Annotated in this window: 26 protein-coding genes; 5 read left to right on the forward strand and 21 right to left on the reverse strand. The window is 56.1% G+C overall.

Annotated features, from left to right (window positions below):
- Position 1: 1 nt before the first annotated feature.
- The 18 genes from M504_RS03270 to M504_RS03355 all read right to left on the reverse strand — a co-directional run bounded on the left by M504_RS03270 (position 2) and on the right by M504_RS03355 (position 14,124).
- On the reverse strand, positions 2-271 hold the full coding sequence (locus M504_RS03270; protein WP_047487941.1) for a flagellar biosynthetic protein FliQ: 270 nt from the start codon (positions 269-271) through the stop codon (positions 2-4).
- Positions 272-284: 13 nt separating this feature from the next.
- A complete protein-coding gene (gene fliP, locus M504_RS03275; protein WP_232296143.1) occupies positions 285-1,106 on the reverse strand; it encodes a flagellar type III secretion system pore protein FliP in 822 nt (273 codons plus the stop codon).
- Between the two features lie 357 nt (positions 1,107-1,463).
- Positions 1,464-1,667: a FliM/FliN family flagellar motor C-terminal domain-containing protein gene (locus M504_RS21700; protein ID WP_198137512.1), complete on the reverse strand. Its 204-nt coding sequence runs from the start codon at positions 1,665-1,667 to the stop codon at positions 1,464-1,466.
- Positions 1,668-1,762: 95 nt separating this feature from the next.
- The gene (gene fliL / locus M504_RS03285; protein WP_047487947.1) at positions 1,763-2,329 is read right to left on the reverse strand and encodes a flagellar basal body-associated protein FliL; all 567 of its coding nucleotides are present in this window, start codon (positions 2,327-2,329) and stop codon (positions 1,763-1,765) included.
- 89 nt (positions 2,330-2,418) lie between these two features.
- The gene (locus M504_RS03290) at positions 2,419-3,645 is read right to left on the reverse strand and encodes a flagellar hook protein FlgE (protein WP_047487950.1); all 1,227 of its coding nucleotides are present in this window, start codon (positions 3,643-3,645) and stop codon (positions 2,419-2,421) included.
- Positions 3,646-3,680: 35 nt separating this feature from the next.
- Positions 3,681-3,971, reverse strand: coding sequence for a flagellar hook capping FlgD N-terminal domain-containing protein (locus M504_RS03295; protein WP_084214056.1), 291 nt, complete (start codon positions 3,969-3,971; stop codon positions 3,681-3,683).
- 10 nt (positions 3,972-3,981) lie between these two features.
- On the reverse strand, positions 3,982-5,424 hold the full coding sequence (locus M504_RS03300; protein WP_047487953.1) for a hypothetical protein: 1,443 nt from the start codon (positions 5,422-5,424) through the stop codon (positions 3,982-3,984).
- A 57-nt stretch (positions 5,425-5,481) separates the two neighbouring features.
- Positions 5,482-5,937 (reverse strand): hypothetical protein, encoded by a 456-nt coding sequence (locus tag M504_RS03305; RefSeq protein WP_047487956.1) that lies wholly within the window; start codon positions 5,935-5,937, stop codon positions 5,482-5,484.
- A complete protein-coding gene (locus M504_RS03310; RefSeq protein ID WP_047487958.1) occupies positions 5,934-7,241 on the reverse strand; it encodes a FliI/YscN family ATPase in 1,308 nt (435 codons plus the stop codon). The genes M504_RS03305 and M504_RS03310 overlap by 4 nt, the downstream gene beginning before the upstream one ends.
- A gap of 3 nt (positions 7,242-7,244) precedes the next feature.
- On the reverse strand, positions 7,245-7,808 hold the full coding sequence (locus M504_RS03315) for a FliH/SctL family protein (RefSeq protein ID WP_198137513.1): 564 nt from the start codon (positions 7,806-7,808) through the stop codon (positions 7,245-7,247).
- Positions 7,809-7,872: 64 nt separating this feature from the next.
- Positions 7,873-8,946 (reverse strand): flagellar motor switch protein FliG, encoded by a 1,074-nt coding sequence (gene fliG / locus M504_RS03320; protein WP_084214058.1) that lies wholly within the window; start codon positions 8,944-8,946, stop codon positions 7,873-7,875.
- Positions 8,946-10,622 carry a flagellar basal-body MS-ring/collar protein FliF gene (gene fliF / locus M504_RS03325; RefSeq protein ID WP_047487964.1) on the reverse strand — a complete coding sequence of 559 codons (1,677 nt, stop codon included), beginning with the start codon at positions 10,620-10,622 and terminating at the stop codon, positions 8,946-8,948. Before fliF ends, fliG begins: the two co-directional genes overlap by 1 nt.
- An 18-nt stretch (positions 10,623-10,640) precedes the next feature.
- Positions 10,641-10,949 carry a flagellar hook-basal body complex protein FliE gene (gene fliE / locus M504_RS03330; protein ID WP_047487967.1) on the reverse strand — a complete coding sequence of 103 codons (309 nt, stop codon included), beginning with the start codon at positions 10,947-10,949 and terminating at the stop codon, positions 10,641-10,643.
- 16 nt (positions 10,950-10,965) lie between these two features.
- Positions 10,966-11,412, reverse strand: a complete 447-nt coding sequence (gene flgC / locus M504_RS03335) for a flagellar basal body rod protein FlgC (protein WP_047487969.1) — start codon at positions 11,410-11,412, stop codon at positions 10,966-10,968.
- 8 nt (positions 11,413-11,420) lie between these two features.
- Entirely contained in the window at positions 11,421-11,771 is a 351-nt protein-coding gene (locus M504_RS03340; protein WP_047487972.1) for a flagellar basal body protein, read from the reverse strand.
- 120 nt (positions 11,772-11,891) lie between these two features.
- The gene (locus M504_RS03345) at positions 11,892-13,145 is read right to left on the reverse strand and encodes a sigma-54 dependent transcriptional regulator (RefSeq protein ID WP_052200294.1); all 1,254 of its coding nucleotides are present in this window, start codon (positions 13,143-13,145) and stop codon (positions 11,892-11,894) included.
- Complete coding sequence (locus tag M504_RS03350; protein ID WP_047487975.1) at positions 13,142-13,384, reverse strand: histidine kinase; 243 nt, start codon at positions 13,382-13,384, stop codon at positions 13,142-13,144. Before M504_RS03350 ends, M504_RS03345 begins: the two co-directional genes overlap by 4 nt.
- Entirely contained in the window at positions 13,381-14,124 is a 744-nt protein-coding gene (locus M504_RS03355; RefSeq protein ID WP_047493278.1) for a response regulator transcription factor, read from the reverse strand. Before M504_RS03355 ends, M504_RS03350 begins: the two co-directional genes overlap by 4 nt.
- Before the next feature lie 228 nt (positions 14,125-14,352).
- On the opposite strand from M504_RS03355, the gene lexA reads away from it, so the two are divergent.
- Together lexA and M504_RS03365 are read left to right on the forward strand one after the other, a co-directional pair.
- A complete protein-coding gene (gene lexA, locus M504_RS03360) occupies positions 14,353-14,958 on the forward strand; it encodes a transcriptional repressor LexA (RefSeq protein ID WP_047487982.1) in 606 nt (201 codons plus the stop codon).
- The gene (locus M504_RS03365) at positions 14,951-15,664 is read left to right on the forward strand and encodes an HAD hydrolase-like protein (protein ID WP_047487985.1); all 714 of its coding nucleotides are present in this window, start codon (positions 14,951-14,953) and stop codon (positions 15,662-15,664) included. Before lexA ends, M504_RS03365 begins: the two co-directional genes overlap by 8 nt.
- Here M504_RS03365 and M504_RS03370 read toward each other — a convergent pair.
- Both M504_RS03370 and M504_RS03375 read right to left on the reverse strand, forming a co-directional pair.
- Entirely contained in the window at positions 15,661-17,115 is a 1,455-nt protein-coding gene (locus tag M504_RS03370) for a DHA2 family efflux MFS transporter permease subunit (RefSeq protein WP_232296144.1), read from the reverse strand. The genes M504_RS03365 and M504_RS03370 overlap by 4 nt on opposite strands.
- A 12-nt stretch (positions 17,116-17,127) precedes the next feature.
- Positions 17,128-18,540, reverse strand: a complete 1,413-nt coding sequence (locus M504_RS03375) for a DUF418 domain-containing protein (RefSeq protein ID WP_047487989.1) — start codon at positions 18,538-18,540, stop codon at positions 17,128-17,130.
- Positions 18,541-18,757: 217 nt separating this feature from the next.
- Between M504_RS03375 and M504_RS03380 the strand changes: the two genes are divergently transcribed.
- The 3 genes from M504_RS03380 (at position 18,758) to uvrB (ending at position 23,822) form a co-directional block, all read left to right on the forward strand.
- Positions 18,758-19,099: a PadR family transcriptional regulator gene (locus M504_RS03380; RefSeq protein ID WP_047487992.1), complete on the forward strand. Its 342-nt coding sequence runs from the start codon at positions 18,758-18,760 to the stop codon at positions 19,097-19,099.
- Positions 19,096-21,753 carry an ABC transporter permease gene (locus M504_RS03385; RefSeq protein ID WP_047487996.1) on the forward strand — a complete coding sequence of 886 codons (2,658 nt, stop codon included), beginning with the start codon at positions 19,096-19,098 and terminating at the stop codon, positions 21,751-21,753. The genes M504_RS03380 and M504_RS03385 overlap by 4 nt, the downstream gene beginning before the upstream one ends.
- 83 nt (positions 21,754-21,836) lie before the next feature.
- Positions 21,837-23,822: an excinuclease ABC subunit UvrB gene (uvrB, locus tag M504_RS03390; protein WP_047487999.1), complete on the forward strand. Its 1,986-nt coding sequence runs from the start codon at positions 21,837-21,839 to the stop codon at positions 23,820-23,822.
- Here uvrB and M504_RS03395 read toward each other — a convergent pair.
- Positions 23,819-24,556, reverse strand: coding sequence for an EAL domain-containing protein (locus M504_RS03395; protein ID WP_047493283.1), 738 nt, complete (start codon positions 24,554-24,556; stop codon positions 23,819-23,821). The two genes, uvrB and M504_RS03395, sit on opposite strands and share 4 nt — an antisense overlap.
- Positions 24,557-24,892 lie beyond the last annotated feature (336 nt).

Below are 24,892 nucleotides of genomic sequence, written 5' to 3' on the forward strand. Positions count from 1 at the left end.
CTTATCCGAGATACCGATGAAAGTCCGACCAAAGACGTAGCGTGTAAGTCACAGCATGCCGCAGAAACCAGGGCAAACTAACCAGTCCAACCGAAAACACAACAAGCAATCGCGGTACCGCCGTGATGGTCTGTTCCTGAATGCCGGTTAATGTCTGCACCAGCGTGAGTAACACGCTCACCATGCATCCCACGATCAACAGGGGCGCGCTCAACAAGAGCGCCTCCAGCAGAAGATGTCGCATTAGTTCCGTCACCATGTCCGGGCTCATTGCCTATCTCCTGTCAAAAGCTCTTCAAGAGTGAACTGGCCAACAGATGCCATCCATCCACCATCACAAACAGCAGGATTTTCACTGGCGTGGAAACTACCGTAGGTGGCATCTGCAACATACCGATCGAAGTGGTCACACTGGCAACTACAAGGTCCACTAATAGAAATGGAAGAAAGAGGACCGCGCCAATCTGGAATCCACTCTTCAGTTCGCTCAACATGTATGCCGGAACCACCACCTGCATCGGCGCATCCTCACGACGATGCAGGCGCGTAGGCTGCGATGCAGCCGCGAACAGTTCCAGATCTTTATCGCGTGCATAGCGCAACATGAATGTCTTCACAGGAAGCGAGCCCTTATTGAGCGCGTCTTCCCCTGACATCACACCCGCACGATACGGTGCGACCGCCACATCATTTACCTGCGTGATAACAGGCTGCATCAGGAACCATGTCATCATAAGTCCGAGCGCCATCAGCACCTGGTTTGATGGCGCGGTTTGCGTTCCAAGTGCTTGCCTCAAGAAATGAAACACAACCAAAAGTCGAATCAGTGGCGTCATCGCCAGAAGAATCGCAGGTGCGAGCGTCAACAGCGTAAGCCCGATAACAACAGCCCATTGCGAGCTATGCCCTATCGCGAACTCCTCGGCGATGCTTCTGGTTTCAGAAGGATCAGCAACCTTCACGGTGGAATGAGGCTCGGTCGCAGGTTTTTCTTTATCGCTCTTTTTTACGACATAAGACTTGGCCGCACTTTGCGATGCGTGTAAGACATGCGGCGCGTCTGCTGCCCGTCGTGCCGCTGGAGGATGCACCCAGAAGGAATGCACGCTCTGGCCCTCCAATACTCCATGGAACATCAGAAGCAGCCACAGAGCCGTCAGGCGAACACTTCGCACCGTTACCTCTCTTCCACCGCAAATCGCTGCGTTAGAGGAACGGGCGCACTTAATCCTTCCGCCACCAGGAATCGCTGTCCCTCACACTCCAACAAATAGATTTTCTGTTTGGCTCCAAGCGAGAGCGTCTCAATATGCCGAAGCGATTTCTGCGGTACTCGCATTGAAGTAAATGCGGTCAGGAACACGCGTAGCCTTTGCCTCCACGACGGCACTTCGACCGCGTCTGGTTCAGCCAATGCTTCCACGCCGTTCTCGATTCGAAGAGGATGAGCCATGCTGCCCCAGTTAGTCCAAACGCGTAAGACGAATTGCCATCTGTCCATCAACGTTATCCAGTTCTGCATGCGCCAATAGAGCTTCACCTATCCTCACTGGGACATCCTCTGTTGCCGATACTGCCGTGACAATTAGCTGTCCTTGCTGCAGGTCACGCAGACGATGCAGCCGCCATCCGATGAGCGGAATCGTCACAGACAGCCGGAATGGCATATTCCGAACTCGTCCTTGAATCAAAGGACTGGACGGGACGGAAAGCCCCACGGAGCGCTCGGGGGTTTCTGGCGCGGGAGAGTCGTTGAGGATATTCATCCTCGCTGCACCAGGAAGTCCGTGAAGTATATTTCAAACACTGGGATTTCGGTGTTTCGCACCTTGTATTCATGCTCCAGCGTCTGCTTAAGTGCTTCCCTGCCGTCCGGCAACAGCAGCCCGTCGGATGTCTGGCGGCTGAGCACGGCCAGGGTTGTATCACGTAGCTCCGTAGCGACAGCATCTACCGCTTTGGGATCTTTCTTCTCTGGCAGCCTCTCAGTCTTCTCTTCATCCTTAATTCTCAAACTTACGGACGCCCGCAGATAGGCTCGACCATTTGCGTCGGAAAGATTAACGATCATCGGCTCCAACGCAAGAACATGCGATGCGGGCGGCGCAACAACGATGATCGGCGCAACGGCCGGTTGGGCGGCGGTGTTCTGTACTCCCGTCCCAAGTTTCCCTGAACGGATGAGATAGAAGGCACCTCCGCCTACAACTCCCAGCGTTAAAACCGTAGACAGGAGCACTGGAATCAGGATCACTCCCACCCCCACCTTCACTGGAGTCGGAGTGATGGATTCCGTCGTTGCTGTATCAACATTGGCCGCGGTGGACATGCCATGATGCGATGCACGAGCTGGGCCACAAAAAAAAGACCGCATTAGTCGAAACTAAGGCGGCCCTATCTCACGTGGAGATTCCCTGGTTATCGAATCATGTTGATCGTGTCCTGTGTAATCGTGTCAAAGGCAGTGACAGTCTTCGAATTCGCTTCGAAGGATCGCTGTGCCACGATCAGGTTCGCAAACTCCGTCGAGATATCAACGTTGGACTGCTCTAAGGTGCTGCCCGTGACGCTTCCACGGCTTCCTGCTCCGGCGACACCGATATCCATCGCGCCCGATGCCTGATTTACCGAATACAGGTTGCTGCCCATACGACCTAACGACTCAGGACTGGCAACTGTCGCAATCGCGATCTGCCCAAGAACCTCCGTGCCACCGTTCGTGTAGGTCGCACGCATCACTCCCTGAGCATCCACGGAAAAGCTCTTATAAGTTCCCGACGGATAGCCATCCTGCAAGCTTGCATTTGTACTGGAAGTTCCGGCGCTCTGCGTGATCAGGCTGTTACCGCTCGCATCCCTGAGTGACCAATTCAATGTCATATCACTGGCGCCATCCGAAAGGCCACTGAAGCTGATCGATGTCACATCGCCCGTGGGTAAAGCAAGTGTTCCATCCGGGTTGAACTCCAGTGTGCCGGTGTTATTGGATGTCGTGGTCGCATCGCCGCTTGGCATAGCAATGCTGTAATCCCATTGGTTGCCCCCCGTCTTCGTAAACGTGACGCTAACATTTTGGGCTGTTCCCTGCGAGTCATACATTGGCATGGATGAGACATAACTCGTTCCCACGGCGGAGCTCGAATTAAGACTTGTAGTAAAAGAAAACCCCGTCGTCGCGTGCGCCAATTGAGTTTTTGCCGTCGGGACATTCATTGGCGTCAATGCCGCGTTTGTGTCGACAACCCCATTTACCGCCGGATATCCCATCACCGAATACCCCTCACTCGTCATGAGATTTCCGGTCGGACTCAGTTGAAAGTTTCCTGTGCGGGTAAGCTCATTCGTGCCAGTCTGCTGAACAACAAAAAATCCGTTCCCGTTGATCGCCATATCTGTGGCGCTACCGGTCGAATTGAGGTTTCCTTGGGAAAAATCGCTACTTATCGATGAGACACGTGTTCCGATACCGACCTGTAATGGTGCATTCGAGCCGGAGGTTCCGACACTTTGATAGAACATGTCAGCGAAGTTTACGTTCTCTTTTTTAAATGCGGTGGTGTTCAGGTTTGCCAGGTTATTGCCGATTGCACTGAGAGCAATGGAGTCCGCCTGCAACCCGCTAAGCGCGATAGAAAATGAGGGCATAACAATATCTTCCTTTTCAAGAACTGAATTATTTGTTACGAACCGCTCGAGGTCGCGGTCGAGCCACCAAGAGAAGTTAGCTGCTTATTTATGTCAATCAACTGTTCCAGGCTGTTCACTCCAACCAACTGTGAGACATATTGAGTCGGATCAGTCGGCAGTGTTGGATCTTGGTTCTTTAACTGTGTCACCAGGAGTGTCAGGAAGTCAGTGGAAGTAATCGTCGCTCCATCGTCGGTCGAGGAAGAAGCGCTATTGCTATGTGCGACACCCTGCGTTGCAAATGCGGTCGCAACCGCATGGGCACTGTTCGAAATTGGATTCATCTCACTCCTCTTAAATATGAATACTCAGACGACCATTGCTTGCCTGCCCCACGAACGAGATCGCGGCAGAAGAGATGGCCACTGGTATTTCCTGTACTTCTTTCCGAGATCTACCGGGCGTAGTTCTTTCTCGTGCACCAGAACCGGAATTGTCATCACGATGGGACAGTGAGGGGGCCTGCCCTCCATTCGCTACCGGGGCATCTACAGCAAGTCCATGTCGTTCAGAGACAAGCTTTGTTTCTGCAACACCATTCACCTGCAGAGAGTGCACAGCGATCCGGTTATCTTCCAGAAATTGATGCAAGTCGGTCACACTGACTGTGGAGCTAACATGGGAACCGTTCACGGTAGCGTGCAGCGAACCCTCCCGCATCTCCGCACGCACGGAGATACTTCCGAGCGCACCGTCTTTCCATTGCAAGTCCAGATGGTTTACTGGACTCCTGAGATCCGAGACGGCGGTCGTTTCGGAAGTCGGCAACATCGACTCGTCATCCGGAATTGCAAGCTGAACGTTCGATCCTTCTTCGCGCAAGAGTGATAAGTGGAAAACGACGGACGTGGGCGGGACGGGTACCGCAAACGATGGTTCGGATACACCCGCGGCATGAGCAACCTTCTCGCCGGCTTCTACCTTGACTCCATCAGGAGAGGTCAATTGATCGTCCGCTGCTGGTGCAGAGCTGCCGACAACCCTGTTTGCCAGCTCGGTGAATTCGCTTTCCTGTGGTGCTGGCTGCTCAACAGATGTCGCCAGGTTCACATTGAGAGTTTTCACGGACGCGATTCCACTGTGCAACTTTGCCGAACCTGCTGCGTCTTCTGAAGTCTTTATCAACAGAGCAATTTTTCCATCAACCATTGGCTTACCCGGATCGACTGCGACAATATTCACGCTCGTCGGGACTAAATCCGCCTGCCCTGTCGCCAACGCTCCCGACGTCATACTCGGAATACCATTTCGCTTGGAGGACGTCTTGTCTTCCTTAGTAACGAAAGCCCGCGCTATGTGACCGGACTCGCCGCGCTCTGGCTCCTTCGCCGTTGGAGTTACAGCAGACTCTAATAATTCTTTTGTGAGGCCTTGCGGCTCGCCTTGAGGGTCTGCCTGCAACGTGTCTTCCGGCGACCTATCTTCCTTCGACGCGTCTTCCTGCGGTGCGATGACGCTCTTCGTGGAAGTCGCCCCATCTTCCGGCGCAGGTGAGGGCGCACAATCGCCATTCATAAACAAGGAAGAAAGTTCTGACGAAGAGTCCGCCACCTCTAATGCGCGAGTGGGAACCGCAACGCCGGAAGTTGTTTGATCCACTCCTGACACCTCATGGAAATGCAGGTGATCTTTGAATGACACCGACACAGACGAATCGGCATTTTTCGATGGCACGTCGCCCGGCATACCTGACATTGGTTTCGGCGTATCGGCGATAAGCATTGCAGTCGGCAACATGACACAAAAGGATCTGCATCTGGATTGCCTTTTTACGAATTCGTTTCTATGCAGGCTCTAAGAAGGGACGTATTTTGCTTTTGCGATTCCCATACGTTGCGCAACTTCTTCTAATTGCCGCTGTTCCTTGCGATGCGCGGACAGGCGGTCTTCGTCCACCGCACGTTCCAGAACCCGTTCCAGCTGCCGTAGTTCGCGACGTAACTGCGCTTCATCCTGTGCGACAACGACTACCAGTTGATCCCGTGTGCGTTGATAGTGCAGTGCGTGTGTGAAAGCCATAGACGACAAAGCTGAACTTGACCGGGCCATGAGCCACTGGTCGTGTTCTCCTTCGGAGATCGCCGTCACTTGAGCATCCCTACATGCGGATAGTTGCAATTGTCCGTTAGCAACCTCTTTGGCTGCCGTTACCATCTCTGCGTTCGCCAGCTTCAGAGCCAGAACGGATCGTTCGTGCAACTGTCCGCGAAGAGCAACGATCCTTTCCAGCTGCTTTCTTCCCCTGCTCATACCATCTCCGGAAGCCCTGTCAACCGGGCGATTGCATCCTCGAACGAGGATGTTTCCAACGATGTTTGTTCTAACAAGGACCGGAAACGCGGACGCATTGCAATCGCGCGATCCAATTCAGGTTCGGCTCCTGGTTTGTAGGCGCCCACACGAATCAGATCTTCACCTTTCATATAAACGCTCATCAACCTCCGGACCTCGCGCGCGCGCTGTTGATGCGACGCAGACGCCACAGAAGGCATCAGTCTGCTGAGTGACCGCAGTACATCAATGGGCGGGTACATCCCTTCGGATGCCATCTCGCGCGAAAGAACAACATGGCCATCAAGGATCGACCGCGCACTATCCACAACAGGATCCTGCTCGTCATCTCCTTCCATCAGTACCGTGTAGAAACCGGTGATGCTTCCGTTGGCAAAGTTCCCGGCCCGCTCCAGGAGACGTGCCAATTTTGCAAATGCCGATGGAGGATATCCCTTCGTAGACGGTGGCTCGCCCGCAGCAAGACCTATCTCTCGCGCAGCCATCGCAAACCGTGTTACCGAATCCAGAATTAACAACACGTGTTTTCCCTGCGACGCAAAATACTCTGCTGTTGTCGTCGCTGCCCAGGCGCAACGCATTCGCATTAACGGCGATTCATCGGAGGTCGCGATATGAACCACCGAGCGTTGTCGGCCTTCCTCTCCCAGGGAGTCCTCCAGAAACTCGATTAGCTCTCTGCCACGTTCCCCAACCAGCCCCACCACGGTTAGATCCGCGGCAGTGTTCCGCGTCATCATTCCCAGCAGCGTGCTCTTCCCCACCCCTGAACCACCAAAGATGCCAATTCGTTGGCCCCGTGCAACAGTCAACATGGTGTCGATCGCACGTACTCCCGTGCCAAGAGGCTCAACCATCCGCACACGTTCCAGCGGACCTGGAGCATCGCGATCCAACGGTAGATTCATCGTTCCATTCACCGTTGGCAAACCGTCCGCTGGCAAACCGTTCGCATCCAGAACGCGGCCCAGCATATCTCCGCCAACACGCATTCCCGCGCGATGCCGACTCACCGACACGCGATCACCATAACGAATGCCAGATACCGAAGTCAGAGGCATGGAGAGGACATGCTGGCCTCGGAACCCGATAACCTCTGCCAGGTGCCGTCGTCCATCTGCAGCTTCAATCTCGCAACAGTCACCTACCGAACAAGGCGGCCCAAGAGACTGCACATAGTTCCCATTCGCCTCCACCACTTCGCCATGAAGACGGACCGGAGCGGCATCCTGAAGCTGATGAAAAAACATCTCCAGTGCCATCGCTTAGGCAACCATCACCGGTCGGTGGCGTAGCAACTCAAAGAAGCCTCTCTCAATCTCCGCAAGCTGTGCCTTCACCCCAAGCTGCACGCTTCCACTACGCGTTTTCAATACAGCCTCGCCGTTTGCCAGTTGGTCATCCGGCTCAATGTGCACCGCGGCCGCGGTCTTTTCCAGCATTTCGTTCCATCGCTGAGCTTCCTCTGCGGCTACTCGCAGTACCGCTTCGCTTCCATCGGCCACCTGCTCCAGCGCAACGCGCGCCGCTCCAGCCAGAAGTGTAGGGTCCATCGTGGCCTCACGGTGAAGAACCCGCTCTGCAATTGCAAGAGACAAACGCACAACCTCGCTCTCCACCTCTTTGAAATAGCGTTTCCGTTCCTCATCGAATTGCTGCACGATCCGCGACACTGCCTTACGCTCTTCCGCGATTTTGCGGTCCAGTTCGCCCTCTAAACTCTCCAGCGTTTCCCGACGGCCTCGCTCATGGGCCTCTTGAAGTCTCTCGTCCAGGTCAACAGGAGCACAGGCAGCGACCGCCGACTCCATTTCGGTCGCAACATTCATCGTTATTGCGGCCTCCTTTGCGTTACGAAACGCAAGTGGCTCTACTTTCGGGTCGCAGATAGCTTTATCGTCCCAAACCATCGTCTGCCTCCACCTTCAAAATCATCTTGCCCTCTGCCTCCAGCTTTCTGGCCAGCGAAAGCAGTTCATGTTGAGCCTGAGCAACATCTCGTCCGCGAACCGGCCCAAGAGTTTCCATGTCCTCCTGCAACATCTCCACGGCGCGCGAACTCATCGCCGAGAACAAATGTGCCTTGAGATTCTCATCGGCCGATTTCAGTGCCAGCGCGAGCATTCTTTTATCGGCAGCACTTACCAATTCGCGGATGCTGCCCGGTGGCACCGTCAACAGGTCCTCAAACGTGAACATCAGATTTCGAATTCCGAGGGCCAGGGTGGGTTCCTGTTGCTCGATGCCGTCCAGGATGCTACGACTCGCATTCCCATCCATACGATTGAGCAAATCCGCTACTGCCTTGAATCCCGCATACGATTGCCGTCCAGTCGACCCAAGCGCATGAATCCTCTTGTAAAGAATCACGGCAACACGTTGCGCCATCTCGGGCGAGAACTGACGCATCTCGGCAAGTCGCCGCACCGCCTCCACGCGCAGGTCTTCCGGAAGCTGCATCAACACCGCGGAACCGCGTTTTGGATTCAGATGCGCCAGCACAAGCGCCACCGTCTGCGGATGCTCTCCCTCCAGGAACTTGCTCAACTGCGTGGGGTCCATTTTTTGCAGTGCAACAAGATCACTGGCCTTGCCATCCACATCGGCGCGGCTGATGTCACGAATCAGCTCTTGCGCACGCTGTCTTCCAAATGTTTCCGTCAACAATCGCGTGGCATATTCCACGCCGCCTCGCAGCATGTATTGCTGCGTCTCCTGTAAGCCGTAGAACTCCAGCAATACCTGCGTCTGCTCATCAGGGCTGATGTCACCCACGCGAGAAAGCTCTTCCGTAAGGTGCTGAACCTCCTGTTCACTCAACCCACGCAGAAGCGACTTTGAGGTCTCCTCCCCCAGCGTCACGATCAGGACTGCCGCCTTGCGCAACGGCGGTATATCCAGCTGCGGCATCTGCGGCAGAGCCAGACGTGCCGATGGAGAAGGTAAAGCCACGGGAGCCGATGACATTAATCCATCTCCTCGCTACCAGCGCGAATCCACGAACCAATCAGTCTGGTGTTGTTCTTTGGCTCAGCCTTAATCTGTTCCGTCACGCGATCAAAAATGTGCTGCGTGCTCACACCGGCGCTGGTCCTTATCGATGCTTCATTCGGAATCTCTTGTTCCGCAGATTTTGCCGCTAACATCGGCCGCACCGACACAGGTGCCAGCAATATCTGCGTCTGTTTTGTTATGGGTCGAAGCACCATCATGCCCAGCAACACAATGCCTCCCAGCGTTGCCAGCGCTCGCGGCAGCATCGGTTGCGCTCGCAAAAGTTCGGTTGTCGACTCCATAACCCTGGACCACCCCGCAATCGGAGCATCATCGTTGTTACCAGAAAAAGCCAGATTCTCAAGCACTACAGAGTCGCCCCGCTTCTCGTCATATCCCACGGCTGCTTGCGCCAATTGCTGCAACTGCTTCATTTCATCCGCGGTGCGATGCTGCCACGCGGTATGCAATGCCTTCGCATTCATCTGCCGAATCTCGCGATCATTCACCACAATCGCCGCAGTGATACGTCGTATACGCCCAGCCGACTCTGCCGTGTGCGTTACGTGCCGCGTCACAGCATACTGCGTACTCTCTTCACGCGAATTCTGAGTCTGCCCCGTGCTCGCAATCGTTGGGGATGGTCCGGCCGCAACAGCCGCGGGCGTGCCGTTTGGAGCCGCGTTCTGCGCCGTTGGTTGCGGTGCGGGCGCGTTGCTTCCTGTCCCGGCAACACCGCCAGGACGCGATGCCTGCGCAAGCTGCTCCGTCCGCTGCATACTTAACGGGGCCGATTGCTGCGGATCATAGACCTCGTCGGTGTGTTCTTCCGATCCCTGCACGTAGCTGATTGAAACCGTCGCATGAACGTTCCCCGCACCTGCCAAAGGCTCCAGCACCTGGGTCAACTTGTTCTGCAATGCAATCTCTTCTTCGCGATCATTTGCAGATGCGGAGCTCGCAGTAAAATCCATGCGCCCATCGGCATCTACAAGCGTCACAGCTTCCGGCAGCAAACCTTCAATCGAACTTGCAATCAGATTGCGAATCGCATCGCTCTGTTCCCGCGGCAGATTTGAACGGCGCAGCTTCAGCACAGCCGAGGCCTTCGCCGGCTGGTCTTCCGATGCAAACGCACCCTGCTTTGCTAACACCACGTGCACACGTGCCGACCGCACCGATTGCAGCGTTCCAATCGTGTGCTCCAGCTCCCCTTCCAAAGCCCGCTGGTAGTTCACCTTCTCGTCGAACTCGCTACCCACCCAGTTCGGCTTGTCGAAAAGCTCAAACCCCATGCGCCCCGACTGCGGCAGTCCGCTAGTGGAAATTGCAACGCGCGCTTTGTCCAGTTGTTCAGCCGGAACCTGAAGCGCTGATCCGTCCGGCGTGGTCTGATAGCGGATGCCCGCGGAACTCAACTGCTGCTCCATCGTCGCGGCATCTCTGCCATCCATTCCGCTAAACAGTACGCGCCAATCCGTACGCGTACTCCACCAAACGGAAATACCAGACAGGACCAACAACGCTGCAAGACTCCCCATCAGGAGATGCCTGCGAGCGGGCTCCATGGCACTCCATCGCTCACGAAAGGCCACCAGCATCGCGTTGCTGCGGCTGATCGCCGTTCCTGGTTCCATCGTTGCTGCCATCGTTCCCCGTCCGTTGCGTTAAAACTGCATCTGCATCATCTGCTGGTAGGCAGCTACAGCTTTGTTACGCACCTGGAGTGCGAGTTCAAAGGTCAGATCCGCCTGCTGCGTCGCAATCATGGCCTCGTGCACATCCACACCCTGGCCACTCAATAAGCCCGTCACTGCCTGCTGCGCTTTTGTATCTGCGTTGCTAATCTGCTGCTGCGCGGCATGCATCATGTTTCCAAAAACATTCGAAGGCTGCGCACTCTCCGCAGCGGCCGCTGGCATTCTGCTTTGCAGAAGAGCTTCACGAAGGGCCACGGGATTTTGGATCGGCAACATCTCTCTCTCCGTCCGTTTACTTCAACAGGTCTATGGAAGCGCTCAACATGCCTTTTTCAGCCTGCAAAGCACTTGCGTTCAAACCATACGAGCGACTGGCGCCCATCAGATCCACCATCTCCGTCACCGGATTGATATCCGGAAACGAAACATAACCATCCCCATCTGCATCCGGGTGCGAAGGATCATAGCGTCGCAATGGCGGCGCCTCGCTCTTGAGAATCTCAGCGACCTTCACGCCACCTTCCGGCGCACTCGCATTACTCAATCCAAAACTTTTCATCGCACCGGCAAACGTATTTTCACCAACGCTCTGCAACACGACGCTCTGTCGCTGATACGGCACACCGTCTTCCGTCCGCGTGGTCTCTGCATTCGCCATATTTGCAGCCACCACATCGGCCCGCACACGCTGCGCCGTCAGTGCCGAACCTGTAACCTGCATCATTCCAAATAGGTTCATTGGTTAACTCACTTACCGTCCGACTTAATAGCGTCCATCATTTGCGAGTACTGATGCCTCAGCAGTTCCACACCTGTGCGAAATTGCAACTGAGTCTGCGCCATCAGCATCGATTCGCGATCGAGAGAAACGTTGTTGCCATCCGGTCGCGATGTCAGCCCACCAACATCACTTATGGTCAGATCGCCACTCATACCGTGCGCATCCAGCGCTTTCCCAAACTCACCCTCAAAGTCCAAACCCTGCGTGCGATATCCGGGAGTGTCTACATTGGCCATGTTTGCCGCGGTCAGCTTCATCTGCTGTGTGGTCAGTGTCAGATAACGTTCCAGCGCATCGGCCGTTGGCATCTCAAGCATGAAGCCTCCCTTCAATTAAAGGCAGAATGACTTACTGCCGATAAGTGCATTCTGAAGGCCAAGAGTTAGGCCGCTCCTGAGAGCGGCCTAACTGCGAGCTATGCTTTGCTTGCGATTTTTCTAATGTTGCATCACTGAAATCTGTCCCGGCAGCCGGATATGTTCTGGTCGGATACCCGATTCCTCACCGCACAAAATCACCGCGCGGTGGATCATATGGCCAAGTTCACGAACATTGCCTGACCAATCAAGGTCCATCAATAAAGCCAAGGCTTCTCTGCTGATAGATTTACGGGGCATGCTATCGCCCAGTTTGCGTAATGTATGTTCCACCAGCATGGGAATATCTTCACGCCTCTCCCGCAATGCCGGTATCTCCACTGGAAATACCGCAAGACGGTAATACAAATCCGGCCTGAATCGCCGATCACGCGCCAGTTCCTCTAACGGTTGGTGTGTGGCCGCGACAATGCGCACATCCACACGAATAGGGTCATTCTCACCCACCTTCTGAATCTCGCCACTCTCCAGGAAACGAAGCATCTTCGCCTGTAGCGGCAGAGGCATCTCTCCAATTTCGTCCAGAAACAGCGTGCCGCCATGCGCTGCTTCAATGCGCCCCATGCGCGAGGAAACCGCTCCTGTAAACGCGCCCCGCGTATGACCAAACAATTCCGCCTCCAGCAGATGTTCCGGAATGGCAGCACAGTTCAGCACAACAAACGGCTTTCCTGCACGAGGACTCAACCGATGCACGGCCTTTGCCACCAGCTCTTTTCCCGTACCCGTTTCGCCCAACACCAGCACGTTCGCCGTATGAGCAGCCACCAGCCGGATCTGCAGTGCCAACTCCCGCATCTTCAAAGCATCGCCGACAAATTCAGGAAGATGCATCTTGATCTCTTCCGGGACGTCAGGCACCATCGGCTTGGCCGCAAATACAGGCATCGAAACGGGCGCTGTAACAGGCGCATGAAGCCAGGATGCCCCGTCGAAACCTCCGGTTGAAGGCGAAGGTTCCATGCGAATTTCCTGCGCCTCTCGCAACGCGTGCAGCAGCTCATTGCGTCGCGCACTACGCACCGTGGACCCGTTACAGCTGCCATCCATCTGCAACATATCCGTCGCAGGACAAACCGTCGCAGCGTACTCCGCGAACTCTGACGCATCCAGGTCCGGCAGCCAATGATCCACAATCATCGCCTCCGGTGCCATGCTTCCGAGATGCATCATTGCCTCCGCCCCTCCGGAAGCAGGAAACACCTGCCAACGCAGGCCAGCAAGCAAAGCAGAAAGCTTATGCCGCAACTCCGTATCAGGAGTTACTAACACCACAGAGCGTTGCTGAACAGACGCAGCCGCCATCGGATTCATCGCGTTCCTCCCGCGTGCAGACGCGCTACTGCCTCACGCACTCGATCCATCTCCGCAACCGCTCGGCGGCACTCCGTACGCGCGGTCTTCAACGCGTCCTGGATCTGCTCCGGATCTGTTCGAAGAGCAGCCATCTCCACGGTAAACAACAGCGCCGTCAATGGCTGCGCAAGCATGTGAATAGCATCATCCAACTCTTCCAATGCGGCATCGTTCACAGTCGACCTCATCTGGTTCACGCAACCTCCAGCGCTGCTCGATAACCCGTGGTGGCAGACATCGCACCAAATCGCGGCGTACCAATATTATGTTTCGCGGCAATGCCATATCCCTCGCCACGCATTGTCTGCACCAAGCCTGATGCTCCCACTGCGCCTAGCTTGCGACGGAGATAGTTCACATACACATCCACCACGTTGGTTCCTGCATCTGGCGACATCTGCCACACGTTCTCCAGCAATTCACGACGTGACACCGCCCGTCCCTTCTGCAGCAACAGGTACTCCAGCAACAGGAATTCCTTCGAGGTAAATTCCAAAACTTCGTCCTGATACGAAACAGTACGTTGAATGCGATCCATCCGCACCCCTGCACATTGCAGAATGCCCGCCGCAGATCCCATCCGCCGCCGACCAATTGCCTTGCAACGTGCAAGCAGTTCATGCATTGAGAACGGTTTCAACAGATAGTCGTCCGCTCCCAACTCCAAGCATTCAATCTTGTTAGATAACTGCGACCGGCCCGTCAGCACCAGGATCGACATTGACGCAACCCGGTCTTGCAGTGCGCGCAGCACATCCATTCCATCCATCTGCGGAAGTCCCAGATCCAGTACCAGCAGATCGGGCACGTCCTCCTGAATACCTTCCACCGTACTTGCGCCATCTGCAACGGCGCGAACGGTGTGTCCTTCCAGTTCGAGCGCCTTCTTCAAAAACAAAGAAAGTGCCGCATCATCTTCTGCCACCATCACTCTCATCTCTGTTCCTCCTGCGTTCCGTTTGTCCATGTGCGGGCAGGTGCGCTTTCCGATCCGGCATCTGTCTCCACTCCAAGATGACGCGAACATAAGAGCAAAACAATAATTCGCTTGGCACTGCGTCGGCGAGTCGTACCACATCGGGAACGACCGCGCTACCCCATTGGCTTTCTTGGTACAAAATATTTTTACCTTGCAGTTCGCCTTTTATTCGCTACAATTTCAGCCATGGCGATCACGCGGCGACAAAAAGAGGTTCTGGACTTCCTCTCAGGCTTTACCCAGCGCAAGGGATACTCCCCTTCCTACGAAGAAATTGCGGCTGGGCTCGGTCTGAATTCGCTCGCAACAGTGCATAAACACATCACAAACCTGCACAATAAGGGCCTGTTGCAACGCGCCCATAACCGCAGCCGCTCCATCGACGTCCTTTCACCAAGGAATTCCCGTAAAGGGAATGAACGTCTGCCTCTCCTGGGCCGCATCGCTGCTGGCCGCCCCGTGGAAGCCATCGAAACAGCCGAATCTATCTCCCTCTCGGAGATCATCGGCAACCGCGAAGTCTTCGCCCTCGAAGTCCGCGGCGACAGCATGCGCGACGAACACATCGTCAACGGCGACTATGTATTGGTGGAACGCACCAGCACCGCCCGTGAAGGTGAAATCGTTGTGGCGCTGGTCGACGGTTCAGACGCAACGCTGAAGCGCTATTACAAGGAAGGCAACCTGATCCGCTTGCAGCCTTCCAACAATGAGATGGCCCCCATCTTCGCCCCAGCCGACCGCGTCGCAATTCAGGGCAAGGTCCTCGGCATGTTGCGCAAGTATGCCTGAGAACGCCAGCAGCGAATTACGCTGCGATCTTCTCGTCTTCGATCTGGACGGAACGCTGATCGATTCGGAACAAGACCTCGCTGCGTCGGTCAATGCAACACTCGCCTTTCTGGGCCGCGAGAAGCTCCCGCCCCATCGCATTGCAGAGTTCATCGGTGATGGCGCTGCAATGCTCGTGCGCCGTGCTTTAGAAGCCACAGGCGGCATGGACGAAATAGCGTTCGCGCAAGCGATTCCCTTCTTCCTGGACTACTATCGCGCGCACGATCTCGACTTCACCTACGTCTATCCCGGCGTGATCAGTGAACTCCGCAAGATCCGCGCAACTGCACCATCCCTGCCGATGGCAATCCTCACCAACAAGCCATACCGCCCATCGCACGTCATCTGTTCTGGCCTTGGGCTGTCTGAGTTCTTCTTCGCCAACTATGGCGGCGACAGTTTCCCCACCAAGAAGCCCGATCCCGAAGGCATGCACTCATTGATGGAAGAAGCATCGCGCATGCTGGGCCGCCCGGTATCCTCGCAACGAACCGTCCTCGTAGGCGACTCCCACGTCGACGTCGCCACCGCACGCAACGCTGGCGCCTTCTGCCTGGGGTGCAGCTACGGATTAGCACCGGAAAAACTACGCGAAGCGGGCCCGGATGCGATGGTGGATAGCCCAACCAAATGGCTCAATGCTCTACAAACACTTCTGCGCTAACCCTCGGCAGGAGTAGCTTCTCGTTCCTGCCGGATCAGGTTTCCACTCACCGCCGCACCGGCAGCAGGATGCATCGTCCAATACGATGGCAAACTCAACGCAGCCAAGCCAGCCATCACGCAAAACGCAACCCGAAAATCAAACGCACTTGCACCACCACGCACCAGTGCGCTGCCGTGCAAAGCCAGCGCAGAAACAGCCACACCAAGACTCGTCGTCATCTGGTTAATCGTCGTAGCCAGCGTGGTGCCGCTGTTCTTCAACTTCTCCGGCAGGTCCGCGAATCCCATCGTCGTAAGCGCCGTCAGTTCCATCGATCGCCCAAGTCCACCCGCAAACAGAACAAGCAGAGTGATCACCTTTGGCGTGGTTGCATGAAGCCATCCGCAAGCCACCAGCGCTAACGCGGTCAACGTCCCATTCCACAGCAGAACGGTGCGAAAGCCATAGCGACGAAGCAGCGGCCCCGTCAGCGGCTTCATCGCAAGATTCCCTGCAAACACCGCCATCGTCAGCGATCCCGATTCCAGGGGATTCAGCCCGAATGCCTCCTGAAACAACAACGGCAACAGGAACGGCACAGAAAATACTGCCATCCGGAACAACGAGCCAGCACCATTCGATACGCGGAATGTCTCAATACGAAACACCTCCAGCGAAAACAAAGGCTTTTCCGCTCGACGCAGCCACCACACCAATGCCACTGACAACGCGACAGTCAACACCAGCAACACCGCAGCCTTCATCCCGGGAGCATGTTGCACTTCCAGCGATTCCAGCAGATACATCAGGCAGAACGAAGCCGATCCAGCAAGCAGAAATCCCGGAAGATCGAAACTCTCACGAACCGTCTCACGATCCTTCGGGACCAGCTTCAACGCCAGCGCAAACAGCACCACGCCAATCGGCACGTTCAGCAGAAACATCCACGGCCACGTCGTAAACGACAGAATCCACCCACCCAACGGTGGCCCAAGGATAGGCGCCACCAGCGCAGGCCAGATCGTGTAAGCAATCGCCTTCATCAACTGCGCTTTGGTGGAAGCGCGCAGCACCATCAACCGCCCAACCGGCACCATCATCGACCCGCCAATGCCCTGCAACACGCGCGAAGCCGTAAACAACGGCAACGTATGGCTAAGCCCACACAAGGCAGAGGCGCAAGTGAAGATCAGAATGGCCGATGTGAAAACGCGTCGCTCGCCAAACCGCGTGGCCACCCATCCGCTCACCGGAATGAAGATCGCCAGGGTTAGCAGATAGGCCGTAATGCCAACGTTCACGGCAATGGCAGACGTGCCGAAATCGCGCGCCATCGTCGGCAACCCGGTCGCGATAATCGTCGCATCCAGGTTCTCCATAAACAGCGCGCCCGCTGACAGCAGCGCAACAGCCAGCGCATGTCCGCGCAGCGTGGACGGGTCTTCGACTTTCTTTGAAGTGTTCGCCAAGCTCTTAGTTTACTAAGCCGCGGCCGTCTCCGCAGACGACACACGTAGCTTCATCGACTGGCGATGCCAGTAAGTCAGCGAACGCCACGCCCACTCCACCGGCCCAAACTGGAAGTAGCGCAGCCAGATGGCACTGAAGATCAGGTTGAACGCCCACACTCCCGCCATCACGTAATAGACCTTGTAGTATGTCATGTACCCGTACCAGTGCGTTGGTCCCCACACAAACAGGAAGCGGCAGATCACGCTCGTTGCCAGGTAGTTGGACAACGCCATCTGCCCCACGTTGGCCACAGCCTTCGCAGCCCAACGTAATGCACCAGCACGCACAATCAACAGGATCACCGCGGCATTCGCTAATGCGCCGCTCACGCGACAAATATCGTAAGGCGCGAATAACCAGATCGTAGACTTCACAATCTCAAAGCCGCTCTTCCACGCGATGATCGCCCCAGCCGCACCCAGCGGCAACGAAATCGCATAGCCAATCACGGCGGTCCAAACGTACACCTTCGTCGATTGCTCACCGGTAAGAAATCCATTCTTGTATAGCGCCATGCCCAGCAGCATGAAGATCAGCACATCCGGAAACGCAAACTCGATCACCTGCTCTGACTTGATTGCATCCTTCGCGTCGGCGGCCAATGCCTTGCCATAGCCCTTGTGGTCAGCAATATCTTTTTCTGTGTCTACGCGCAGGCGGCTCCAGTCTTTGTCCTGCGACACCTTCTCAACAATGTTCTTGCGTTCCTTCTCTGTCAGCGTTTTACCCGCATGCACCTTGGCAATGGCATCAACGCCACCCTTGTTCGTGTAATACACGCCTACACTGCGCCCAACACCCGCAGCCAGCACCCACACCAACAGCAACCATCCGGCAGTCCTTCGCAGCGTCTTCGACTTCAAGTGACGCATGGGATACAGGAAGATCAAGCCCGTGACGCCATACCAGAAAAGAATGTCGCCATTCCAGATCAGAAGCGCGTGCAGCATCCCAAACACGACCAGCCACATATTGCGGCGAAGATAGATATCCGCCACACGATCGCCACCGCCACGCCGCTCCGCACGCTCCGTCAGCAACACCGCGCCTGCGCCAAACAACATGCTGAACATGGCACGCATCTTGCCTTCCGCCAGCACCCAGCGCAACATCCACGCCAGCGTATTCGCCTTCGCATGCGGCCCATTAAACACAGGCACAAGCATGCTCAACGGCACCGCGTAATTCGTATAGCCGTAGGCAAAATCCGTCACATTCATGATCAGGATGCCCATCAGCGAAAATCCGCGCAGCACATCCAGCGCACCAATGCGCTCTTGACGAGATACCGGGCCGAGCGACGGTTCAGGTGGCCCAGCCAGTTCTTCCGCAACGCCAGCAGGCAGTGCTGATTCATCAAATGCGAGGGACGAAGTTGCCATGCGGAACTCCAGTACAAACGGCAGAGGATAGTGCACGCAGACTACACCCGAATTTGCCCCGTAAAACACCAAAATTTTCCCCGAACTTTGGCAATCTCAACAGCGTATACAGCACACAGAAACGGCAGACAGGCGAAAATCTCCTTGCCAAATCAGCACCACAGTGTTCTATTGGATAACCATAGGAACCCCTATGGGTTCCCTATAGGAGCTGTCGATGAGCGAACGCGCGGATGTGTGGCAAGGAACCCTGAGCCTGATGGTGCTGAAAACCCTGCAAAGCATGGGCGCCCAGCATGGCTATGGCATCGCGCGCCGCATCGAGCAGACCAGCGGCGATCTCCTCGCGCTCAACTACGGCACGCTCTATCCCGCGCTCGTGAAGCTTGAGCAGGAAGGCTACATCGCAGCGGAGTGGGGCAACTCGGATAACAATCGCCGCGCCAAGTTCTATTCCCTCACCCGCGCCGGTCATCGCCGCCTCGCAACCGAAACAAAGAGCTGGCAGCAGACCAGCGAAATCATGGCCCGCTTCCTGGCGCTTGAGGCCGCAAAATGATCGCCGCTCTGCGTGCTTTTTTCATCCGCGTGCGCGGCCTCTGGACAGCTCCGTCCAGCGAGCCCGGCATGCGTGAAGAACTTGCGCACGATCTCGCCCTGATGACAGAGGACGGCGAACTCCGCGGCCTTTCCCACGAAGAAGCCCGCCGTCAGGCGCTACTGCAATTAGGAGGACTGGAACAAACCATGCAATCCGTTCGCGATCGTCGCACACTGCCCTCGGTTGAGGAGTTCCTTCAAGACCTCCGCTTTGCACTGCGCCAGCTTCATCGCAAACCCGGCTTCACTCTTACGGCCATCTTCACACTTGCACTTGGCTTCGGCGCCAGCATCGCCATCTTCGCCTTCGTGGACGCGGCCATGATCAAGCCGCTGCCCTACCGCGAGCCGCAGCGCCTCGCATGGGTTACAGAGACCGTCGAAATCATGGGTCCTGCCAACCTCTCCTGGCAGGACTACCAGGACTGGAATCAGCAGAACAAAAGCTTTGAATCACTTGCCGTATGGCGCTATGGCGGCTTCCAAATGCGCGTGGGCGAAGGCCTTGTCTTCACGCCCGCAATGCGCGTCAGTGCGAACTTTCTTGCGACACTCGGCGTTCATCCTGCCGCTGGCCGCGACTTCGCCGCGACAGACAATCTTGCCGGAGCCGCAAAGGTTGTCATGATCAGCTACGAGTTGTGGCGAGACAACTTCCACAGTGACCCAAACATCGTGAATCACGTACTCGATTTCAGCGGCGATAAATACACCGTCATCGGCGTCCTCCCCGAAAAATTTCAGTTCGCACCGCGCGGCCGTCTCCAGGCAATTACTGCCATCACGCCGGATAAAGATTTATGCGAAGGACGTAGAAGTTGCCACTCTCTCAACGGAGTGGCACGTCTCAAGCCGGGCGTCACCTTCCAACAAGCTGACGCAGATGTGAAAGCAATCGCGCACAATCTGGAGTCACAATATCCCGACTCCAATCGCGGTGAGGGTGGCGTAGCGATGCCGCTCACAGAACAGGTCGTTCGCAGAATCCGCCCCGTGCTTTACGTCCTGCTGACTGCGGCTCTGCTGCTGTGCTTCATTGCTTGCATCAATGTCGCCAGCCTCTTGCTGGCACGATCCGAAGGCCGACGTCGCGAATTCGCATTGCGTTCCGCCCTTGGTGCAACGCGCCGCAGAATGTTGCGGCAGTTCGCAACCGAAAGCATCACGCTCGTACTCACCGGCACACTGAGCGGCATGGCACTCGCCCTGTTGAGCGTGCGCTTCATCATGCTTCTGGTGCCACAAAGCATGCGCGATCAGATGCCGTTCTTTGACTCCGTCTCCATCAACCGCGACACCTTACTCTTTGCGATCTCCATAGCACTTGGCGCCATCATCCTGTTCTCCATGATTCCAAGCCTTCGCATCTCATGGAACGCGTTGCAGCGCGCCATCGCTGAAGGCAACGCTAGTGCGGGTTCCGGCAGCCTCAGTTGGAATCGAGTGGGATCGCTATTGGTCATTACAGAAGTGGCAGTTGCAGTCGTGTTGTTGGCAGGTGCCGGATTGCTCTCGCGCAGCCTGGCAAATCTCCTACGCACAGACCTCAACTTCAATTCCGATCACCTGGTCACAGTAATTGTTGTTGCGCCCGGCAAGAAGTTCCCCACCGACGACTCACAAGTAGCCATTCAGCGCAGGGTCATCGAACGCCTCGCAACACTCCCGGGTGTCACCGCCGCAGGATTCGGCGGCATAATGCCCGTCAGCTTTAACGGCAATACCGACTGGATCCGTTTCCCCGATCGCCCCTACGACGGCAAGCACATTGAGATCAACGGCCGCAGCGCGTCATCCACATACCTGCAGACACTTGGCGTCCCACTGCTAAAGGGCCGCTTCATCTCCGAGCAGGACACCGTTGGCAAACCCTTGGTAGCCGTAGTCAATCGACGCTTCGCCGAAAACTATTTCCCCGGCCAGAACCCCATCGGCAAAACCTTCGGGAACACTTCACTCGAACCAAAATCCATGAAAACCATCGTCGGTGTCATCGACGACCTGCATGAAGGCGCCCTCGATGATCCCATCTGGCCAGCGGCATACTACTCCGCGTATCAATCGACGGATCAACAAGCCATCGCGCTGCGCGTCTCGTCCGGTGAAAGCTCCGTCATTGCATCACTTCCCGGAGTAATTCATTCCGTCGATCCCGACCTGGGGATGAGCGACGTCATGACCATGAACGACCGCATCAACAGTTCGCAAAGTGCCACACTTCATCGTGGCGCTGCATGGTTAGCGGGTGCGTTTGCGATAACCGCTCTGTTGCTCTGCGCTGTCGGACTCTATGGTGTCATCAGCTATTCCATCTCTCTCCGAACCCGCGAAATTGGCGTCCGCATGGCTCTCGGCGCGCGGCGCGAATCCATATACGGCATGGTGCTGCGCGAAGCTGCCCGCCTCAGCGTCACAGGCATCGTAAGCGGTTTGCTGCTTTCCGTGCTCGCCGCTTCGCTTCTCAAATCGGTCCTCTTCGGCGTCTCCGGATGGGATCCTCTGACACTCGGCATCTCCTGCCTTGTGCTTGGAGTTTCCTCATTCCTGGCCAGCGCCCTGCCTGCCCGTCGTGCGGCAACCGCCAACCCCATGGAAGCGCTCCGTACCGAATAAACACCGCTCCCGTCGCAGAAAGTCCATCCGTCCGGCAAGCCGTCCTTCACCGCAAAAAGGCGAAGAAACGGTAAACTAAATGGATGGACTTTCAGCTCGCGACGGACTACAAACCACAGGGTGATCAACCAACTGCGATCGCCGATCTGACGCAGGGATTGCGCGACGGCGAGCAGCATCAGGTTCTCCTCGGCGTCACAGGCAGCGGCAAAACCTTCACCATGGCCAAGGTCATTGAAGCCGTAAACCGTCCCGCGCTTGTCCTCGCACACAACAAGACGCTCGCCGCGCAGCTCTATCACGAGTTCAAACAGTTCTTCCCCAACAACGCCGTCGAATACTTCGTCAGCTACTACGACTACTACCAGCCCGAAGCCTACATCCCCAGCGGCGATCTCTATATCGAGAAGGAAGCCACCATCAACGACGAGTTGGACAAGCTGCGCCTCAGCGCAACGCGTTCACTCTTCGAACGCCGCGACTGCATCATCGTCTCGTCCGTCTCCTGCATCTACGGTCTCGGTTCACCGGAGGCCTATTACGGCATGTTGATGCTGCTGGAGAAGGGCCAGAAGATCCGCCGCGAAGACATCACCCGTCGTCTCGTTGAAATCCTCTATGAGCGCAACGAAGGCGACTTCCGCCGCGGCACCTTCCGCGTTCGTGGCGACATCATCGAGGTCTACCCAACCTACGACGAACTCGCCTATCGCATCGAACTCTTCGGCGACGAGATCGATTCCCTCTCGCAGATCGATCCGCTCTTCGGTACCGTCAAGCAGAAGTACTCGCGCCTTCCCATCTATCCCAAATCGCATTACGTCGTGCAGCCCGAACGCAAGTCCGCAGCCATCGACTCCATCGTGAGCGAACTTACAGACTGGGAAGCGCAACTCGAAAAAGAAGGCCGCATGGTGGAGGCGCAGCGCATCCATCAACGCACCCGCTTCGACCTTGAGATGATCAAGTCCGTCGGCTACTGCCACGGCATTGAGAACTACTCGCGCCACTTCAGCGGACGCTTGCCAGGCGAACCTCCGCCAACACTCTTCGATTACTTCCCGCGCGACTTCATGATCTTCATCGACGAATCGCACGTCACCGTTCCGCAGCTTCATGGCATGTGGCATGGCGACCGCTCGCGCAAGGGCAACCTCGTTGATTACGGCTTCCGCCTCCCCTCTGCAATGGACAACCGCCCGCTCAAGTTCGATGAATTCGAAAATCGCGCCGGCCAGATCATCTACGTCAGCGCTACGCCCGGCCCCTACGAACTCACCAAAGCCGCAGGCGTCATCACCGAGCAAATCATTCGTCCCACCGGCCTCGTCGATCCGCCAGTAGAAATCCGTCCCATCAAGGGCCAGATTGACGATCTGCTCGCAGAGATCCGCGACCGCGTATCGAAGAACGAACGTGTTTTGGTAACAACACTAACCAAACGCATGGCCGAAGATCTCAGCGGCTATTACACCGAAGTCGGTGTGAAGTGCCGTTACATGCACTCGGAAATCGAAACACTGGAACGCGTGAAACTCCTGCGGGATTTGCGCAAAGGCGAATACGACGTTCTCATCGGCATCAACCTTCTCCGCGAAGGCCTCGATCTGCCGGAAGTCTCGCTCGTCGCCATCCTTGATGCGGACAAGGAAGGCTTCCTCCGCTCGCAGGGATCACTCATCCAGACCATCGGCCGAGCCGCGCGACACCTCAACGGCCGCGCCATCCTCTACGCCGACAACATGACCGACAGCATGCAACGCGCGCTCGACGAAACCAGCCGCCGCCGCGAAAAGCAGCTTGCCTACAACGAAGAGCACGGCATCACTCCGCAATCCGTCGTTCGTCCCATCGGTGAAGCTCTCGTCGGCATCGCCGAAGCCGATTACGTCGACGTCACCACCGACGCATCCGTACAGGACTTCGCGTCGCAGCAGGAACTGGACAAGCATATCGCCGGTCTTGAAACCGAGATGCGCGAAGCCGCAAAGAACTTTGAATTTGAAAAGGCTGCGAAGCTGCGCGACACCATCAAGGAACTGCGCACAAAAGAATTCTTCTTCGCTTAGAAAGAGGAGTTGTGGGTCGCCGCGCCGATCTGCAACTCCGGCAACTCGAACTGGACAGTGGGAAGCGCCTCAAAAGCGGGCCGGGCGAAGTAATAACCCTGCTGAAAGACCACGCCCATATCGCGCAGACGCATCGCCTGGTCGTAGCGCTCCACTCCCTCTGCGATGGTCACAATGCCTAGTTCAAAGCAGGCTTGCACAATCGCTTTCACAATCACCTGCGACGTGCGGTCTTCATCCATCGCATGGACAAGCGCCATATCCAGCTTGATCACATCGGGCTTCAGCCGCGACAGCAGCTTCAGGCCGGAATAGCCCGCGCCGAAGTCATCCATCGCCACCTTCACGCCGTACTCGCGATACTCATCGATGATGGGCTTTAGCTTCGTCAGATCCCAGATCTCTTCATCTTCCACCAGCTCGAGCACAAGCCGATCCAGCGGGAACCCCATCTCGGCGGCTTCATCACATGTACGCCGAAGATCGCTCGCCTCGTTGATCGCCGCGTTCGGATTCACATTCACACAAAGACGAGTTGGACCAGTCTCGAGAAACCCGCAACGAATGGCCTCAGACATCGCTTTGGATCGACACGCGCGATCAAACGTATGGAAATGTTCCGTAGGCACACGCGAAAGAACGCTGTGTGCAGAGTCGCCGCTCTCAGAGCGCACAAGGGACTCGTAACCGTAAACGCCACCATTGGCGACGTTCACGATTGGCTGAAATGCCATCGAGAACTTAGGAATGCCGCCGTGTGCACGACCGGAGTGAGATACGGATCGCAACCTGCGTTCTTGTTCACGCACCCAGTATTGGTACTCCAACTCCTGCATACTCCTGACTGGCCTCTTTCAAACGTGAGTATCGGCAATCCCTAAGACCAGCTCACACACTGAATGATTCAGCCATCCGTTTCCCATTGTTTGGAAAAGTTAGGCAAGCTACAAAGCTGTTACTAAAGGCTACCCCCAAAGGTGGGTCTTCACTATGTACCAAAGGTGTTAGTACCTCGCTCGCGACCCCCGAAAACTGCGATAATCTCCTGACTCCATGAAGCTAAGTTCCTT

It is taken from the genome of Terriglobus sp. TAA 43 (genome assembly GCF_000800015.1).
In the GTDB taxonomy this organism is placed as follows: Bacteria; Acidobacteriota; Terriglobia; order Terriglobales; family Acidobacteriaceae; genus Terriglobus.